Origin of the sequence: Paraburkholderia sediminicola, from assembly GCF_902859805.1 — a bacterium.
Classification (GTDB): domain Bacteria; phylum Pseudomonadota; class Gammaproteobacteria; order Burkholderiales; family Burkholderiaceae; genus Paraburkholderia; species Paraburkholderia sediminicola.
In genome coordinates this window covers 206,185-222,775 of sequence record NZ_CADIKC010000012.1, presented here as the reverse complement: position 1 = coordinate 222,775, position 16,591 = coordinate 206,185, and the positions used below count along the sequence as shown (strand labels likewise).

The window sequence follows — 16,591 nt, the reverse complement described above, 5'->3', positions numbered from 1 at the left end:
CACGATGAATGATGCTGCGCCGATTCTTGACGTGAACGGTTTGTCGGTCCGCTATGGCAAGGTCGAAGCGCTACACGGCGCGGCCATCAAGGTGCGGCCTGGTCAGATCGTCTCGGTGATTGGGCCGAACGGCGCGGGCAAGTCTACGTTGCTGAACGCCATCATGGGCGCATTGCCGACGACGGGGCATGCGAAGGGAGCGGTGCTCTATCAGGGTGAAGACGTTAGCGCGGTGCCGGTTGAAAAGCGGGTCGCACGAGGCATGTGCCTGGTGCCGGAAAAGCGCGAGCTGTTTGCGTCGATGAGCGTTGAAGACAATCTCGTCCTCGGCGCATATCGGCGCAAGCGGGCAGGGGAGCGCAATTTTCTCGATCAGCTCGAACCGGTCTTTGCGCTTTTTCCTCGCTTGAAGGAGCGACGGAAGCAGGCGGCCGGGACTTTGTCCGGTGGCGAACGGCAGATGCTCGCGGTGGGCCGTGCGTTGATGGGCAAGCCCGATCTGTTGATGCTCGATGAGCCGAGCCTAGGTCTCGCGCCGTTGATCGTGAAAGAAATTTTCCACATTATTAGTGCTCTGCGGCAGACGGGTGTGGCGACACTGCTGATCGAGCAGAATGCGCGTGCCGCGCTGCAGATCTCCGACTACGGCTATGTGCTTGAAACGGGTGAGCTGGCGCTGGAAGGGCCGGCCGCCGATCTTGCGCAAAATCCGCGCGTGATCGAGACGTATCTGGGGTTGGCCAAGAAAGTGGCTTAATGCGCCGTTTTTGTTCAGATCGCTGCGGTTCAAAGCGGTGTGTTTCACGTGAAACACACCGCTTTTTTCTTGCCTGGCCATTCGGCCGAAATTCGGGCCTAAACCGAACCCGTTATAATTCGCCCATACATTTTCCTTTGAAAGGCTCACGCGACGATCTGGCGTGAGATCCGCGATGCTTTTTCCCACAGAATTTGACGTAATCGTCGTCGGCGGCGGTCATGCGGGCACTGAGGCCGCCTTGGCCTCGGCACGCATGGGCAATACGACGCTCCTGCTGACGCACAACATCGAAACCCTCGGTCAGATGAGCTGCAATCCGTCCATCGGCGGTATTGGCAAAGGCCATCTGGTGAAGGAAGTCGATGCGCTCGGCGGAGCGATGGCGGCTGCGACGGACGAGGGCGGGATCCAGTTCCGCATTCTCAATTCGTCGAAGGGGCCTGCCGTTCGCGCGACGCGCGCGCAGGCGGACCGTCTGCTGTACAAGCAGGCAATCCGGCATCGGCTGGAGAATCAGCCGAACCTGTGGCTGTTCCAGCAAGCGGTCGACGATCTGATGGTGGAAGGCGACCGGGTGGTCGGCGCGGTGACGCAGGTGGGAATTCGTTTCCGCTCGCGCGCAGTCGTGCTGACGGCCGGGACGTTCCTCGACGGCAAGATTCACGTGGGTTTGAACAACTACACCGGTGGCCGTGCTGGCGATCCGGCGGCGGTGTCGCTGTCCGGTCGTCTTAAGGAGTTGAAGCTGCCGCAAGGCCGCTTGAAGACCGGGACGCCACCGCGCATCGACGGTCGGACGATCGACTTTTCGAAGCTCGAAGAACAGCCGGGCGATCTGGATCCGGTGCCGGTTTTCTCGTTCCTGGGGCGCGTGGAGCAGCATCCGCGTCAAGTGCCGTGCTGGGTTACGCATACGAATGAGCGCACGCACGACATTATCCGCGGTGGTCTCGACCGTTCGCCGATGTACACAGGCGTGATCGAAGGGGTGGGGCCGCGCTACTGCCCGTCGATCGAGGACAAGATTCATCGTTTCGCGTCAAAGGAATCGCATCAGATCTTCCTCGAGCCAGAAGGGCTAACGACGAACGAGTTCTATCCCAACGGGATTTCCACCAGCCTGCCGTTCGACGTGCAACTGGAACTCGTGCGTTCTATGCGTGGTCTGGAGCACGCGCATATTCTGCGACCAGGCTATGCGATCGAATACGACTACTTCGATCCGCGTGGGTTGAAGGCGTCGCTGGAAACCAAGGTGATCAACGGGCTGTTCTTTGCGGGCCAGATCAATGGCACGACCGGGTACGAGGAAGCGGCTGCACAAGGTTTGCTGGCGGGTATCAACGCCGGCTTGCACGTGCAGGGCAAGGATGCATGGTGCCCGCGCCGCGATCAGGCCTACCTGGGCGTGCTGGTCGACGATCTCGTGACGCAAGGCGTGTCCGAGCCGTATCGCATGTTCACGAGCCGTGCTGAATACCGTCTGAGCCTGCGCGAAGACAATGCCGATATGCGTCTGACGGAGATCGGTCGCGAACTCGGCGTGGTCGATGACCTCCGCTGGGACGCATTCAGCCGTAAGCGCGACGCTGTTTCACGTGAAACAGAGCGCCTGCGCACGACGTGGGTCAACCCCAAGACGCTGCCGGCCGAAGAAGCGACGGCATTGCTCGGCAAGCCGATCGACCACGAGTACAGTCTGGCGGATCTGCTGCGCCGTCCGGGCCTGACGTATGACGGCGTCTGCGGTTTGCGCGACGGTGCGTGTGCTGCACCTGAGACGCTGGCCGAAGACGACGTTCTGCTCGCCCAGATCAAGGAACAGATCGAGATCGGCATCAAGTATCAAGGCTATATCGACCGCCAGGCCGATGAGATCGAGCGGAATGAGTCGCACGAAAGCACGCGTTTGCCGGAGGGGTTGGACTACGCCGAGGTTAGGGGGCTGTCGTTTGAAGCGCGTCAGAAGCTGACGCAATTCCGCCCTGAAACCATCGGGCAGGCGTCGCGTATCTCCGGCATTACGCCGGCGGCGATCTCCTTGCTGATGGTTCACCTGAAGCGTGGCTTGGGACGCCGTTCGACGAAACCCGCCGAACCCGGCGCTGACAGCACGCCGGTGGTGCAATGACGGTGAGTCAGAAGGGAAGTAGTAGTGAGGCGTTGGCGCCGCTGTTAGCGGACGGCGTTCGCGAACTCGGCCTCGATCTCAGCGAGGCGCAACTCGGCAAACTGCTCGACTACGTTGCGCTGCTGTCCAAATGGAATGCCGTCTACAACCTGACGGCGATTCGCGATCCGCGGCAGATGCTGATCCAGCACATTCTGGATTCGCTCTCGATCGTGCCCCATCTCGCTACGCGCGGTGCGTCTTCGGTGCTGGACGTGGGCTCCGGTGGCGGCTTGCCCGGTATCGTGCTGGCGATCGTCCTGCCTGAGTGGACCGTCACTGTGAACGACATCGTGCACAAGAAGACAGCTTTTCAGGCACAGGCCAAGGCCGAACTCGGCCTTGCGAATCTGTCGGTCGTTACGGGCCGCGTCGAGTCTTTGCAGCCGGGCGCCGAAGTACCGGCAAAGTTCGACGTAATCGTGTCGCGCGCATTCGCAGAACTCGCGGATTTCGTTACACTGGCCCGTCATCTCGTTGCGGAGCAGGGTGCGATCTGGGCGATGAAGGGTGTGCGTCCGGATGGTGAGATCGAGCGACTGCCAGCGGGTGCCCACGTGGAACAGATTATCCGGCTGAACGTGCCGTCGCTCGAGGCGGAGCGGCATCTGATCAAGGTGCGGGTGGATGCGGCAGCTGAGGGCCGCTGAGAGCCACCACCAGTAGGTGCCAGGCATGCACCGCATACCACGAGCGCTTTCTACTTTATTCAAGCAGCAAAAGGGACACACCAACGATGGCAAAAATCTTCTGCGTTGCGAACCAGAAGGGCGGCGTCGGCAAGACGACGACGGCAGTCAATCTGGCCGCGAGCCTGGCAGCGCAGGGACAGCGAGTCCTTCTCATCGATCTGGACCCGCAGGGCAACGCCACGATGGGCAGCGGTGTCGACAAGGCTGCGTGTGCGAATACTGTCTACGAAGTGCTGGTGGACGGTGTATCCGTAGCGGATGCGCGAGTGCGTCCGGAAGCCGTCGGCTACGACGTGCTGCCCGCGAACCGTGAACTGGCGGGTGCCGAAGTCGAACTGGTCAGCGTGCAGCATCGCGAGCGTCAGCTGAAAGTTGCCTTGGCGGAGGTCGAAAGCGAATATGAATTCGTGCTGATCGACTGCCCGCCGGCCCTGTCGCTGTTGACACTCAATGGTCTGTGCGCCGCCCATGGCGTGGTGATCCCGATGCAATGCGAGTACTTCGCGCTTGAGGGACTGTCCGACCTGGTCAACACGATCAAGCAGGTGCACGCGAACCTGAATCGCGACCTGAAGGTGATTGGCCTGTTGCGCGTGATGTTCGATCCGCGCATCACCTTGCAACAGCAAGTCTCGGATCAACTGAAAGAGCACTTTGGCGACAAGGTGTTCGATGTGGTGATTCCGCGCAACGTGCGCCTTGCCGAGGCGCCTAGCTATGGGTTGCCGGGTGTCGTGTTCGATAAGGCCTCGCGCGGTGCGCAGGCGTATGTGCAGTTCGGTGCAGAGATGATTGAGCGGGTGCGCACATTGAATGACGCGCCCCAGGCGTCCTAAGCGGATCGAGGAAGCACGATGAACGCAGTAGCAAGAAAGAAAGGGTTGGGCCGGGGTCTGGAAGCATTGCTGGGTGGCAGTGCGGATATTACCGAGGCCGTCGTGATCGAGGGTGCGCCGAACGTGCTGCCGCTCAGCAAGCTGCAGGCCGGCAAGTACCAGCCGCGCACGCGCATGGACGAAGGCGCGTTGCAGGAATTGGCCGCCAGCATCCGTGCACAGGGGCTCATGCAGCCTATCCTCGTGCGGCCGGTATCGGCGGATAAGTACGAGATCATCGCCGGCGAGCGGCGCTTTCGTGCGGCACGCATCGCCGGTCTCAATGAGGTGCCGGTGCTGGTGAGGGACGTGCCGGACCAGGCCGCCGCCGCAATGGCGCTGATTGAGAATATTCAGCGCGAAGATCTGAATCCGCTGGAAGAAGCGCAGGGTATTCAGCGCCTGCTCGACGAATTCAATTTCACACACGAACAGGCAGCTGAATCGGTTGGCCGTTCACGTAGTGCTGTATCGAACTTGCTGCGATTGCTGAACCTGGCGTCGCCGGTGCAGACGATGCTGCTGGCCGGCGATCTCGATATGGGGCATGCGCGCGCGCTGCTGGCCGTCGACGCCGCGACGCAGATCACGTTGGCCAACCAGGTCGTCAACAAACGCATGTCGGTACGCGAAACCGAAAAGCTGGTGACGACGACGACCAAGGTTGCGCCTGCGGTCAAGGCGCGAGCGAATCAGGACGGCGGTCGCGATACGCGACGGCTTGAAGAGGAATTGTCCGATCTGCTCGCCGCAACGGTAAAGATCAAGCTCGGCCGACGCGGCCGCGGCCAGGTGCTGGTGGACTTCGGCGATCTGGACGCGTTGGAGGGGATTCTTGTCAGGTTGCGTGGTAACGCTACGGCCTGATCGTGGCAGGTTGAACGTTGAGGCTTGCGGGCTGGTGAGGGGGTGTCGTTCCCGGTTCTCGCTCGCGAGCTGTTTGGTGCGTCTGGTGTGTTTTTCGGCGGAAGCGATGGGGCAGCAGTCGTATTTGTCCCTCGCATCGCTAGTTTGATGGTCTCCCTGTTCGATCGATAATCCGCTTGGATATCAGTTGGATACCTAACTATGGGCTGCGTTTAATAATAAGGATGACGATGTATCTGCCTGCGCGGATATTTTCGTGGTGATGCAGACGTGGCCGGGTTGTGCTGCAGATTTGAGCTGCTCGCGCAGGTTTAGTCATGTTGCTGCGGCATTGCAACGGGTTCTGCATGCTCCGTCCTTTCACGTTCTGGGATTCAGCAGCGGGTGTTGGATGCCGATGCGGGGATTGTTAAGGTGCAAGGGCAGGGGGGCATCGGCATGACGGGGGAGGCGCCTGAGCGCACGTTGCGTCGACCGTCCGTACAGAGATGAACCTCCGATGATGTTTGGTCGCCATAAGAAGGACTAGGCCTGCGCCGCCGCTGCACTTACCCGGCGCCGTGCTTCATGTCTACCAAAGGTGGCAAAAAACATCGTCTGTTGCATTTTTGAGACGTCCGCAGCAACGTCGAAACGACGCATCCGTGCACTTCAAACGACCTGATTCATCGCGCATGTTTTGCCACCCCCCGACCGCCTTACATTTGCCGTGTACGCATCGTCCGAGATCGCGTTCCCGCATCGTGAAGGCCGTTTTCATGCTGGTTATTGAACGGCCTAAAGTCTTGAATTGCCTGCAACTATCGCTTACAATCGCCCGGATTTAATTGCACGGCAACCCCGTAAGCGCAGCGTAAGCTCGCGGGCTGGAACAAGACTTTCGGAACACTGCGATGGCGGTTAAAACGTCGAATCAAGCGCCGAAGAATGGGCGTGACGACCACCGCGCTGAACGCACCGTTTCCGTTGCGTCCACCGGTCAGCACGTTACAACTGACGATGCGTGGGATGTCGAGCAACAAGATAACAATATCGTTCCGCTCACGCGGGCCGAGGCTGAAAAGCTGTTTGGTCCGAACGTGAGTCGTCCATCGCGTGTCACGCCTTTCAAGGTCGTGGCGGCGCAAATGGTTTTGTCCCTGGGTGCTACGCTGGTGTGGTGGCTGTTCTACAAGCCGCCGGGCGCTGCTGCGCTGTCCGCGTTCCTGGGGGGAGCGATCTGCTGGGTGCCGGGCGCGCTGTTCGCGGCACGACTTAGAACGCTGAGCGGCGCCGAAACAGTGATGAGCTGGATGATCGGCGAAGCGCTCAAGATGGGGACAACGATCGCGATGTTTGTAGCCATCGCTTTCTGGTATCACGACGTACGCTGGGTGCCGCTGCTCGTGACCTACCTCATCGCGCTCAAGACATACTGGATCGCCCTCGCGTGGCGCTAAGGTAGGAGCAGAGAGTAGCAACACAAAATTCAGGCTGGCGCGCAGCGCTGGCGTAAGGAGTGCGGATATGACGCGATCCGCACCCGGCGTGTTCCCGCAATACAGAATTGCGGCGGGAACGGCCTAAGACGATTTTCGACAATTTGGGTGGCATTAACGATATGGCAGCTAGCGAAGGCACGCGCGCTCTGGATCCGTCCGAGTACATCGCGCACCACTTGCAGAACTTTTCCACCGCGCACCAGACGTCGATTTTCGACATTCACGTGTGGAATCTGGACACCCTTTTCTGGTCGATCGTTTGCGGTCTGGCCACGATCGCCATCCTGCATCTGGCGGCTCGCAAGGCAACGTCCGGCGTGCCGGGTCGTTTCCAGTGCGCGATCGAAATGCTGGTCGAGATGGTCGAAGATCAATCGAAGTCGATGATCCACGGCTCGCGCACCTTCATCGCACCGCTGGCACTGACCGTGTTCGTCTGGGTCGCGCTGATGAACTCGCTCGACTTCATCCCCGTCGACCTGCCGGGCCGCGTGATCGGCTGGCTGGGCCTGTCGGAAGCCATCCCCCACCATCGCATCGTGCCGACAGCCGACCTGAACGGTACGCTCGGTATCGCACTCGGCGTGTTCGCGCTGATGATTTACTACAACTTCAAGATCAAGGGCGCAGGCGGCTTCGTGCATGAACTGCTGTCCGCTCCGTTCGGCGCGCATCCGCTGCTGTGGATCCCGAACCTTGCATTGAACATTATCGAGTTCGTCGCAAAGACGGTTTCGCTCGGCATGCGGCTGTTCGGCAACATGTACGCGGGTGAGCTGTTGTTCCTGCTGATTGCTCTCCTCGGCAGCATGTGGGGTTTCGGCGCGGACGCGTCAGTGCTCGGCTTTATCGGCCACGTCATCGCAGGCACGGTCTGGGCGATCTTCCACATCCTGATCGTTCTGCTGCAAGCGTTCATTTTCATGATGCTGACGCTGGTGTACATCGGACAGGCACACGACAGCCACTAATCACGGCGTGTCGAACGACGAATTGTTTTAGTTTTGTTTTTATTAAATCCCAGTTCCAACCAGTTCTAAAAGACTTTTCACAAAGGAGTGATCATGCAAGCTTTCATCGCCAACATCCAGGGTCTGACCGCCATCGGTATCGGCATCATCATCGGCCTGGGTGCAATCGGCGCCTGTATCGGTATCGGCCTGATGGGTGGCAAGTACATCGAAGCATGTGCTCGTCAACCGGAACTGATGAACCCGCTGCAAACCAAGATGTTCCTGCTGGCTGGTCTGATCGATGCTGCGTTCCTGATTGGCGTTGGTGTGGCAATGCTGTTCGCGTTCGCGAACCCGCTGCTGTCGAAGCTGGCAGGCTGAGGTTCCTCGGAAGTTTGCGCCTGAGCTATAACTGGTAAAGGCGCAGGGCGGAACGGGCACTTGGGCGCTGATCGAATACAGAATCGATGAGCGCCTTGCCGTTTCACTTTCCGAACTAGCAACGTTTAAGGAAACACCGTGAATCTCAACGCAACCCTGTTTGCGCAAATGGTCGTGTTCCTGATCCTCGCGTGGTTCACGATGAAGTTCGTGTGGCCGCCGTTGATCAACGCCCTCGACGAGCGCTCAAAGAAGATTGCTGACGGTTTGTCTGCCGCTGAAAAGGGCAAGGCTGAACTCGAAGCCGCCCACAAGCGCGTCGACCAGGAACTGGCTCAGGCACGCAACGACGGTCAGCAACGTATTGCTGACGCAGAAAAGCGCGCAGTGACAGTCGCCGACGAAATCAAGGCTCAAGCACAAGCTGAAGCCGCTCGCATCATCGCGCAAGCGAAGGCCGACGCGGAACAGCAAGTCGTGAAAGCCCGCGAAACGCTGCGCGGCGAAGTTGCTGCACTCGCAGTGAAGGGCGCTGAACAGATCCTGAAGCGCGAAGTCGACCAGGCAGCTCACGCTGACCTGCTGAATCAACTGAAAGCCGAGCTCTGATCATGGCCGAACTTGCAACCATCGCCCGTCCGTACGCAGAAGCGCTGTTTGGCGTGGCCGAAGCTGGTGACATCGCCGCCTGGTCCACGCTCGTGCAGGAGCTGGCACAGGTTGCGCGTCTGCCCGAAGTGCTGTCGATCGCCTCGAGCCCGAAAGTGAGCCGCGCACAGGTCAGCGATCTGCTGCTGTCCGCGGTCAAGTCGCCGCTCAAGGACAATGCGCAAGCGAAGAATCTGGTGCAAATGCTGGTCGATAACCATCGCCTGCAATTGCTGCCGGAAATCGCCACGCAGTTCGAAGAGTTGAAGAACGCCCGCGAAGGGGCGGCAGATGTGCTGATCGTCAGCGCATTCCCGCTCGAAGGCGCGCAGTTGAACGAACTCGTCGCAGGTCTCGAACGCAAATTCAAGCGCAAGCTGAAGCCGACGGTCGAAGTCGACTCGTCGCTGATCGGCGGCGTGCGCGTGACGGTCGGCGACGAAGTGCTCGATACCTCGGTCCGCGCGCGGCTTGCCAGCATGCAGACGGCTCTGACGGCCTGAAGCGCCCGAGGCGCTTTAGCAGCTGGCACGCAACAGAATTGACTATCAGGAGCGAATAATGCAACTCAATCCCTCTGAGATCAGCGAGCTGATCAAGAGCCGGATCCAGGGCCTTGAAGCGAGCGCAGACGTTCGCAACCAGGGCACCGTGATCTCCGTGACCGACGGTATCGTGCGTATCCACGGCCTGTCGGAAGTGATGCAGGGCGAAATGCTCGAATTCCCGGGCAACACCTTCGGTCTCGCACTGAACCTCGAGCGCGACTCGGTCGGCGCCGTGATTCTGGGTGAGTACGAACACATTTCGGAAGGCGACATCGTCAAGACGACGGGTCGCATTCTCGAAGTGCCGGTGGGTCCGGAACTGCTCGGCCGCGTGGTCGATGCACTCGGCAACCCGATCGACGGCAAAGGCCCGATCAACGCGAAGAAGACCGACGCAATCGAAAAGATTGCTCCGGGCGTGATCTGGCGTAAGTCGGTTTCGGAACCGGTCCAAACCGGTCTGAAGTCGATCGACGCGATGGTGCCGGTTGGCCGTGGCCAGCGTGAGCTGATCATCGGCGACCGCCAGTGCGGCAAGACCGCAGTCGCAGTCGACGCGATCATCAACCAGAAGGGCAAGAACCTCTTCTGTATCTACGTCGCGATCGGCCAGAAGGCTTCGTCGATCATGAACGTGGTCCGCAAGCTGGAAGAAACCGGCGCGCTGGAATACACGATCGTCGTGGCCGCTTCGGCTTCGGAATCGGCTGCGATGCAATACCTCGCACCGTACGCCGGCTGCACGATGGGCGAATACTTCCGCGACCGCGGTCAAGACGCCCTGATCGTTTATGACGACTTGACCAAGCAAGCTTGGGCATACCGTCAGATCTCGCTGCTGCTGCGCCGCCCGCCGGGCCGTGAAGCTTACCCGGGTGACGTGTTCTATCTGCACTCGCGTCTGCTGGAACGTGCTGCTCGCGTCTCGGAAGAGTACGTCGAGAAGTTCACGAATGGTGAAGTGAAAGGCAAGAGCGGTTCGCTGACGGCGCTGCCGGTCATTGAAACGCAAGCAGGCGACGTGACCGCATTCGTTCCGACGAACGTGATCTCGATTACCGACGGCCAGATCTTCCTGGAAACCGACCTCTTCAACGCAGGTATCCGCCCGGCAATTAACGCCGGTGTGTCGGTCTCGCGCGTGGGTGGTGCGGCTCAAACCAAGGTCGTGAAGAAGCTGTCGGGCGGTATCCGTACCGACCTGGCGCAGTACCGTGAACTCGCGGCGTTTGCGCAGTTCGCATCGGACCTCGACGAAGCAACCCGCAAGCAACTGGAGCGCGGCCGCCGCGTGACGGAACTGCTGAAGCAGCCGCAGTATCAGCCGCTGCAAGTGTGGGAGCTGGCTGTCGCGCTGTTCGCTGCGAACAACGGTTACCTCGACGACCTCGAAGTCGCGCAAGTGCTGCCGTTCGAAAAGGGCCTGCGCGATTACCTGAAGTCGAAGCACGCTGACCTGATCAAGCGCATCGAAGATACCAAGGAACTCTCGAAGGACGACGAAGCCCTGCTGCATACGGCTCTCAAAGACTTCAAGAAGTCCGGCGCTTATTGATCCGCGAGTGATCCGCAAGGCATAAACGGACCTTGAAGCGGCGCGGGCCGCAGGCAACTGAACCCGCGCTGCTTCGATCAAGGAGCAAGCAATGGCTGGAATGAAGGAAATTCGCGGCAAGATCAAGAGCGTGCAAAACACGCGCAAGATCACGAAAGCGATGGAGATGGTGGCCGCATCGAAGATGCGCCGCGCTCAGGAGCGCATGCGTGCTGCTCGCCCGTATGCCGACAAGGTCCGCGATATCGCTGCGCACATGAGCCGTGCGAACCCGGAGTATCGTCACCCGTTCATGGTGTCGAACGAAGGCGCGAAAACGGCCGGCATCATCCTCGTCACGACCGATAAAGGTCTGTGCGGCGGGATGAACACCAACGTGCTGCGTGCGTCGCTGCAGAAGTTCAAGGAACTGGAAGGCCAGGGCAAGACGATCGAAGCAACTGCGATCGGCACCAAGGGTCTGGGTTTCCTGAATCGTCTGCGCGCCAAGGTGGTGTCGAATGTCGTGCACCTGGGCGACACGCCGCATCTGGAAAAGCTGATCGGCGCGGTGAAGGTGCAGCTCGACCTGTACTCGGAAGGCAAGGTTTCGGCGGTGTACCTCGCGTACACGCGCTTCGTCAACACGATGAAGCAGGAGCCGGTGATCGAGCAACTGCTGCCGCTGTCGGCAGACCAGTTCGAGCGCAAGGACGAAGACGGCACGACGCCGAGCACGCAGTGGGACTACATCTACGAGCCGGATGCACAGGCAGTGGTGGACGAACTGCTGGTGCGTTATGTCGAAGCGCTGGTCTATCAGGCCGTCGCGGAAAACATGGCATCGGAGCAGTCGGCACGAATGGTCGCGATGAAGGCCGCTTCGGACAACGCGAAGACGGTCATCAACGAACTGCAGCTCGTGTACAACAAGAGCCGTCAGGCCGCGATCACGAAAGAACTGTCGGAAATCGTCGGTGGCGCGGCGGCAGTCTGACCTTGACGGTCAGGCAGGCTGCTTCGTGTGCGCCCTTCGCGGCGCACCCCCATCGAAACTGCGCCTTTGCGCGAGTGAAGAATTGAGTATCTAAAGGAAAAGCGATGAGTACTACTGCTTTGGTAGAAGGCAAGATCGTACAGTGCATCGGCGCGGTGATCGACGTGGAATTTCCGCGTGAATCCATGCCGAAGATTTACGACGCGCTCATTCTCGAAGGTTCGGAACTGACCCTCGAAGTCCAGCAGCAGCTGGGCGACGGCGTCGTCCGCACCATCTGTCTGGGTGCCTCGGACGGTCTGCGCCGCGGTACGACGGTGAAGAACACCGGCAAGCCGATCAGCGTGCCGGTCGGCAAGCCGACCCTCGGCCGGATCATGGACGTGCTGGGTCGCCCGATCGACGAAGCCGGCCCGATCAACTCGGACGTGGTTCGCGGTATTCACCAGAAGGCTCCGGCGTTCGACGAACTGTCGCCGTCGACGGAACTGCTCGAAACCGGCATCAAGGTTATCGACCTGATCTGCCCGTTCGCCAAGGGCGGTAAGGTTGGCCTGTTCGGTGGCGCCGGTGTGGGCAAGACCGTGAACATGATGGAACTGATCAACAACATCGCTAAGGAACACGGTGGTTACTCCGTGTTCGCCGGTGTTGGCGAGCGTACCCGCGAAGGGAACGACTTCTATCACGAAATGAAGGACTCGAACGTTCTCGACAAGGTCGCGCTGGTGTACGGCCAGATGAACGAGCCGCCGGGCAACCGTCTGCGCGTCGCGCTGACCGGTCTGACGATGGCTGAGCACTTCCGTGACGAAGGCCTCGACGTGCTGTTCTTCGTCGACAACATCTACCGTTTCACGCTGGCAGGCACGGAAGTGTCGGCACTGCTCGGCCGTATGCCGTCGGCAGTGGGCTATCAGCCGACGCTGGCTGAAGAAATGGGTAAGCTGCAAGAGCGTATTACGTCGACCAAGACTGGCTCGATCACGTCGGTTCAGGCCGTGTACGTCCCTGCGGATGACTTGACCGACCCGTCGCCGGCTACGACTTTCGGCCACCTGGACGCAACCGTCGTGTTGTCGCGTGACATCGCTTCGCTGGGTATCTACCCGGCAGTGGACCCGCTCGATTCGACCTCGCGTCAGATCGACCCGAACGTGATCGGCGAAGAGCACTACGCAATCACGCGCGGCGTGCAGCAAACGCTGCAGCGCTACAAGGAATTGCGCGACATTATCGCGATTCTGGGCATGGACGAACTGGCGCCGGAAGACAAGCTCGCCGTGGCGCGCGCTCGTAAGATCCAGCGTTTCCTGTCGCAGCCGTTCCACGTCGCTGAAGTGTTCACGGGTTCGCCGGGCAAGTACGTGCCGCTGAAGGAAACGATTCGTGGCTTCAAGATGATCGTTGAAGGCGAGTGCGACCACCTGCCGGAACAAGCGTTCTACATGGTCGGCACGATCGACGAAGCCTTCGAAAAGGCCAAGAAGATCCAGTAAAGGTCGGGTGTAACGAAGCGGGCGCCGGCCTCGCGCGTATCGATACTCAAGCGGTATTGGAACGTAAAACCGGCGCCTCTTACTACGCTCAAAGCCTTGCATGGGACCAGAGTAAGCGCTGAAGCGCCAACTCTGGTCGGCACAGGAGTCGATATGGCAACCATTAAAGTAGACGTCGTCAGCGCGGAAGAGCAGATCTTCTCGGGCCAGGCGAAGTTCGTCGCGCTGCCGGGCGAAGCAGGTGAACTCGGCATTCTGCCGGGCCACACGCCGCTCATCACGCGGATTCGTCCGGGTGCGGTGCGCATCGAAGCTGAAAACGGCGAAGAAGAGTTTGTGTTCGTCGCCGGCGGTATCCTCGAAATCCAGCCTGGCGCTGTGACGGTTCTCGCCGACACCGCGATCCGCGGCAAGGATCTCGACGAAGCCAAGGCCGAAGATGCACGCAAACGCGCAGAAGAAGCGCTGCAGAACACGGGTTCGAACCTCGAATACGCCACCGCGCAAGCGGAACTGGCGTACGCGACGGCTCAGCTCGCTGCGATCCAGCGTCTGCGCAAGCTGCGCGGTCAGAACTAAGCATCACGTATCAGAGAGAAAGCAGCCTTCGTGGCTGCTTTTTTTTGACCTTAACTTGACGTTTACGGAAAGGTCAGCAAAATTGTGCATTCGTATCAGGCGATCAGCAGTCGAAGTGAGCCCTGCAGCCGCCAATGCGCTGCGGGTAAGACTTGATGCCGTACGGACACGCGCCGGTGGCACAATCGATTTCAATTTCATTTCAATAGACTGGGCGACGTTCCGCTCACGGAGACAACACCATGGCAACCCACATGTCAGGCGAAGGCGCACTCATCGAACCCAAAGACGATCTGTCGTATGTTCGCGGGTCGACCGAGATTCCGTTGAGCGAAGCGCCGGTAGGCCAGTTTCTGCGTGACACAGCGGCGCGTTTCCCGGAGCGCCCAGCCGTGGTGTTTCGCGAGCAGGGAATCCGCTGGACGTGGAAGGAGTTTGCCGAGGAAATCGACGTGCTGGCGGCTGGTCTTCTCGCACTCGGCATCGTGAAGGGCGACCGCGTCGGCATCTGGTCGCCGAACCGGGTGGAGTGGCTGCTTACCCAGTTCGCGACGGCGCGCATCGGCGCCGTACTCGTCAACATCAACCCGGCTTACCGGCTCGCCGAACTCGAGTACGCCTTGAACAAGGTGGGCTGCAAGGCGATCATCGCCGCAGAGCGTTTCAAGACGTCGATGTACCTCGAGATGCTGCAGGAGCTCGCGCCGGAACTGGCGACCCAGGCGCCGGGCGAACTGCGCGCCGCGCGCCTGCCCGATCTGCGCTACGTGATCCGTATGTGCGACACGGAAACGCCCGGCATGCTGACCTTCTCCGATGTGATCGAGCAGGGCCGCGCAACACTCGACGTCGCCAGGCTCGATGCCATCGGCGCGACGCTTTCCTCCCACGACCCGATCAACATTCAGTTCACCAGCGGCACGACCGGCAATCCGAAGGGCGCGACGCTGACTCACAGGAACGTTGTCAACAACGCGCGCTATATCGCGATGGCAATGCGTTTATCGGAGCAGGACGGCCTGTGCATTCCCGTCCCGCTCTATCACTGCTTCGGCATGGTGCTGGCGGTGCTGGCCTGCGTATCGGTCGGCGCGAATATGGTGTTCCCGGGTGAAGGCTTCGATCCGGCCGCGACTCTCGCGGCCGTCGCCGAAGAGCAGTGCACGGCGCTGCACGGGGTGCCGACCATGTTCATCGCCGAACTCGATCATCCGAACTTCGCCACTTATGACTTCTTGCGTCTGCGCACCGGAATCATGGCGGGTTCGCCGTGCCCGATCGAGACGATGAAGAAGGTCGTCTCGAAGATGCATCTGAACGAGATCACGATCGCATACGGCATGACGGAGACCAGCCCGGTGTCCTTCCAGAGTTCGACTACTGATCCACTCGACAAACGCACCACGACGGTCGGCCGTATCCAGCCGCATCTGGAGGTGAAGATCGTCGATCCGCTCGGCGCGATCGTGCCGGTCGGCGAAACGGGCGAACTGTGCACCAAGGGTTATTCGGTGATGCAGGGCTATTGGGGGGACGAAGCGAAGACGCAGGAGAGCATCGTCGACGGCTGGATGCATACCGGCGATCTGGCGACGATCGATGCCGAAGGCTATTGCAACATCGTCGGCCGCCTGAAGGACATGCTGATTCGCGGCGGCGAAAACATCTACCCGCGCGAGATCGAAGAGTTTTTGTTCCGCCACCCGAAAATCCAGAGCGTGCAGGTCTTCGGCGTGCCCGACGCGAAGTACGGCGAGGAAGTGTGTGCCTGGATCGTATTGCGCTCAGGAGAGCAGACCACAGCGGAGGAAATCCAGCAGTTCTGCCAGGGCCAGATCGCGCACTACAAGATACCGAAGTACATCCGCTTCGTCGACGAATTGCCGATGACGGTGACCGGCAAGGTGCAGAAATTCGTCATGCGCGAACGGATGATGAGCGAATTGAAGGTGCAGGCAGACAAGACAGCCTGATGGCCAGGCGGGTTCGGCGCCGCGCGACTCTTCGCGCGGCGCCGGCCGGCATTTGGGGAAAACCGTTTGCTATGGAGTGAACCCGCGAGCGAGAAAATTCGCCGCTGAAAAGCCGCAAATCGACCCGTCGGCAAGCTCGCAAACGTTTGACCAGACGAAAAAAAAGCGGGCCTGGAGCCCGCTAAAAACCACACGCTACGGGGTTAGCGCGAGGAGACCAAAGATGGAACCAACGTAGACGACGACCCTGCGTCGACTACGGCCCCAGCAGGGATGCCCCTTCACAGGGCTTCGGCAAACGCCGACCGGCAAGTGCATCGTATCCGCTCACACCACGCACCCAGCCACATCCGTGTTGAAACCGTTGAGGGCATTGTGGGCGAATTAGCCTACGAGCGCGGTAACAAAGTGTTTCAGGTTGTAACGCCCGCCAGATAAGGCGTTGCGGGACTTATTTCCAATCCGAAACGTTTTAAACGTAAGTTTTACCGATGACTGTTACGCAATTTCATACGCCTGATTGATGCTATTCGCGATGCATACCGCGGCGTAAACTGTTCAGTCGATTCCGCATGAAATAGTTGCATGCGCATCTTTTTCCCCACTGATCGGCTGTAATACAGGTGCTTTTCCA

General features: G+C 59.9%; 15 protein-coding genes. All 15 read left to right on the top strand.

What is annotated here, in order from left to right; all coding sequences use genetic code 11:
* The first annotated feature begins 4 nt into the window (after positions 1-4).
* The 15 genes from R8871_RS32225 to R8871_RS32155 all read left to right on the top strand — a co-directional run bounded on the left by R8871_RS32225 (position 5) and on the right by R8871_RS32155 (position 15,957).
* A complete protein-coding gene (locus tag R8871_RS32225; RefSeq protein WP_175054067.1) occupies positions 5-757 on the top strand; it encodes an ABC transporter ATP-binding protein in 753 nt (250 codons plus the stop codon).
* A 175-nt stretch (positions 758-932) separates the two neighbouring features.
* Entirely contained in the window at positions 933-2,891 is a 1,959-nt protein-coding gene (gene mnmG, locus R8871_RS32220; RefSeq protein ID WP_175054066.1) for a tRNA uridine-5-carboxymethylaminomethyl(34) synthesis enzyme MnmG, read from the top strand.
* Positions 2,888-3,580, top strand: coding sequence for a 16S rRNA (guanine(527)-N(7))-methyltransferase RsmG (gene rsmG, locus R8871_RS32215; protein ID WP_175054065.1), 693 nt, complete (start codon positions 2,888-2,890; stop codon positions 3,578-3,580). The genes mnmG and rsmG overlap by 4 nt, the downstream gene beginning before the upstream one ends.
* A gap of 86 nt (positions 3,581-3,666) precedes the next feature.
* On the top strand, positions 3,667-4,458 hold the full coding sequence (locus tag R8871_RS32210; protein ID WP_175054064.1) for a ParA family protein: 792 nt from the start codon (positions 3,667-3,669) through the stop codon (positions 4,456-4,458).
* An 18-nt stretch (positions 4,459-4,476) separates the two neighbouring features.
* The gene (locus R8871_RS32205; protein WP_093634488.1) at positions 4,477-5,364 is read left to right on the top strand and encodes a ParB/RepB/Spo0J family partition protein; all 888 of its coding nucleotides are present in this window, start codon (positions 4,477-4,479) and stop codon (positions 5,362-5,364) included.
* A gap of 893 nt (positions 5,365-6,257) precedes the next feature.
* Positions 6,258-6,803, top strand: coding sequence for an ATP synthase subunit I (locus R8871_RS32200; RefSeq protein WP_175054063.1), 546 nt, complete (start codon positions 6,258-6,260; stop codon positions 6,801-6,803).
* 161 nt (positions 6,804-6,964) lie between these two features.
* Positions 6,965-7,816 carry a F0F1 ATP synthase subunit A gene (atpB, locus tag R8871_RS32195; protein ID WP_054038577.1) on the top strand — a complete coding sequence of 284 codons (852 nt, stop codon included), beginning with the start codon at positions 6,965-6,967 and terminating at the stop codon, positions 7,814-7,816.
* Positions 7,817-7,909: 93 nt separating this feature from the next.
* Positions 7,910-8,179 carry a F0F1 ATP synthase subunit C gene (atpE, locus tag R8871_RS32190; protein WP_007180033.1) on the top strand — a complete coding sequence of 90 codons (270 nt, stop codon included), beginning with the start codon at positions 7,910-7,912 and terminating at the stop codon, positions 8,177-8,179.
* Between the two features lie 138 nt (positions 8,180-8,317).
* The gene (locus R8871_RS32185; RefSeq protein WP_054038575.1) at positions 8,318-8,788 is read left to right on the top strand and encodes a F0F1 ATP synthase subunit B; all 471 of its coding nucleotides are present in this window, start codon (positions 8,318-8,320) and stop codon (positions 8,786-8,788) included.
* A 2-nt stretch (positions 8,789-8,790) separates the two neighbouring features.
* Positions 8,791-9,330, top strand: a complete 540-nt coding sequence (locus R8871_RS32180) for a F0F1 ATP synthase subunit delta (protein WP_054038574.1) — start codon at positions 8,791-8,793, stop codon at positions 9,328-9,330.
* 58 nt (positions 9,331-9,388) lie between these two features.
* Positions 9,389-10,930, top strand: coding sequence for a F0F1 ATP synthase subunit alpha (gene atpA / locus R8871_RS32175; protein WP_054038572.1), 1,542 nt, complete (start codon positions 9,389-9,391; stop codon positions 10,928-10,930).
* A gap of 91 nt (positions 10,931-11,021) precedes the next feature.
* Positions 11,022-11,906, top strand: a complete 885-nt coding sequence (gene atpG / locus R8871_RS32170; protein WP_115781412.1) for a F0F1 ATP synthase subunit gamma — start codon at positions 11,022-11,024, stop codon at positions 11,904-11,906.
* A gap of 104 nt (positions 11,907-12,010) precedes the next feature.
* On the top strand, positions 12,011-13,405 hold the full coding sequence (gene atpD, locus R8871_RS32165) for a F0F1 ATP synthase subunit beta (RefSeq protein WP_175054062.1): 1,395 nt from the start codon (positions 12,011-12,013) through the stop codon (positions 13,403-13,405).
* Positions 13,406-13,558: 153 nt separating this feature from the next.
* Positions 13,559-13,984 (top strand): F0F1 ATP synthase subunit epsilon, encoded by a 426-nt coding sequence (locus R8871_RS32160; protein WP_012434800.1) that lies wholly within the window; start codon positions 13,559-13,561, stop codon positions 13,982-13,984.
* Between the two features lie 242 nt (positions 13,985-14,226).
* Positions 14,227-15,957 (top strand): AMP-binding protein, encoded by a 1,731-nt coding sequence (locus R8871_RS32155; RefSeq protein ID WP_175054061.1) that lies wholly within the window; start codon positions 14,227-14,229, stop codon positions 15,955-15,957.
* Positions 15,958-16,591: the final 634 nt, after the last annotated feature.

Coding starts and splice junctions, on each gene's coding strand:
- R8871_RS32225 (WP_175054067.1), top strand. CDS start 5: ATGAATGATGCTGCGCCGATTCTTGACGTGAACGGTTTGTCGGTCCGC.
- mnmG (WP_175054066.1), top strand. CDS start 933: ATGCTTTTTCCCACAGAATTTGACGTAATCGTCGTCGGCGGCGGTCAT.
- rsmG (WP_175054065.1), top strand. CDS start 2,888: ATGACGGTGAGTCAGAAGGGAAGTAGTAGTGAGGCGTTGGCGCCGCTG.
- R8871_RS32210 (WP_175054064.1), top strand. CDS start 3,667: ATGGCAAAAATCTTCTGCGTTGCGAACCAGAAGGGCGGCGTCGGCAAG.
- R8871_RS32205 (WP_093634488.1), top strand. CDS start 4,477: ATGAACGCAGTAGCAAGAAAGAAAGGGTTGGGCCGGGGTCTGGAAGCA.
- R8871_RS32200 (WP_175054063.1), top strand. CDS start 6,258: ATGGCGGTTAAAACGTCGAATCAAGCGCCGAAGAATGGGCGTGACGAC.
- atpB (WP_054038577.1), top strand. CDS start 6,965: ATGGCAGCTAGCGAAGGCACGCGCGCTCTGGATCCGTCCGAGTACATC.
- atpE (WP_007180033.1), top strand. CDS start 7,910: ATGCAAGCTTTCATCGCCAACATCCAGGGTCTGACCGCCATCGGTATC.
- R8871_RS32180 (WP_054038574.1), top strand. CDS start 8,791: ATGGCCGAACTTGCAACCATCGCCCGTCCGTACGCAGAAGCGCTGTTT.
- atpA (WP_054038572.1), top strand. CDS start 9,389: ATGCAACTCAATCCCTCTGAGATCAGCGAGCTGATCAAGAGCCGGATC.
- atpG (WP_115781412.1), top strand. CDS start 11,022: ATGGCTGGAATGAAGGAAATTCGCGGCAAGATCAAGAGCGTGCAAAAC.
- atpD (WP_175054062.1), top strand. CDS start 12,011: ATGAGTACTACTGCTTTGGTAGAAGGCAAGATCGTACAGTGCATCGGC.
- R8871_RS32160 (WP_012434800.1), top strand. CDS start 13,559: ATGGCAACCATTAAAGTAGACGTCGTCAGCGCGGAAGAGCAGATCTTC.
- R8871_RS32155 (WP_175054061.1), top strand. CDS start 14,227: ATGGCAACCCACATGTCAGGCGAAGGCGCACTCATCGAACCCAAAGAC.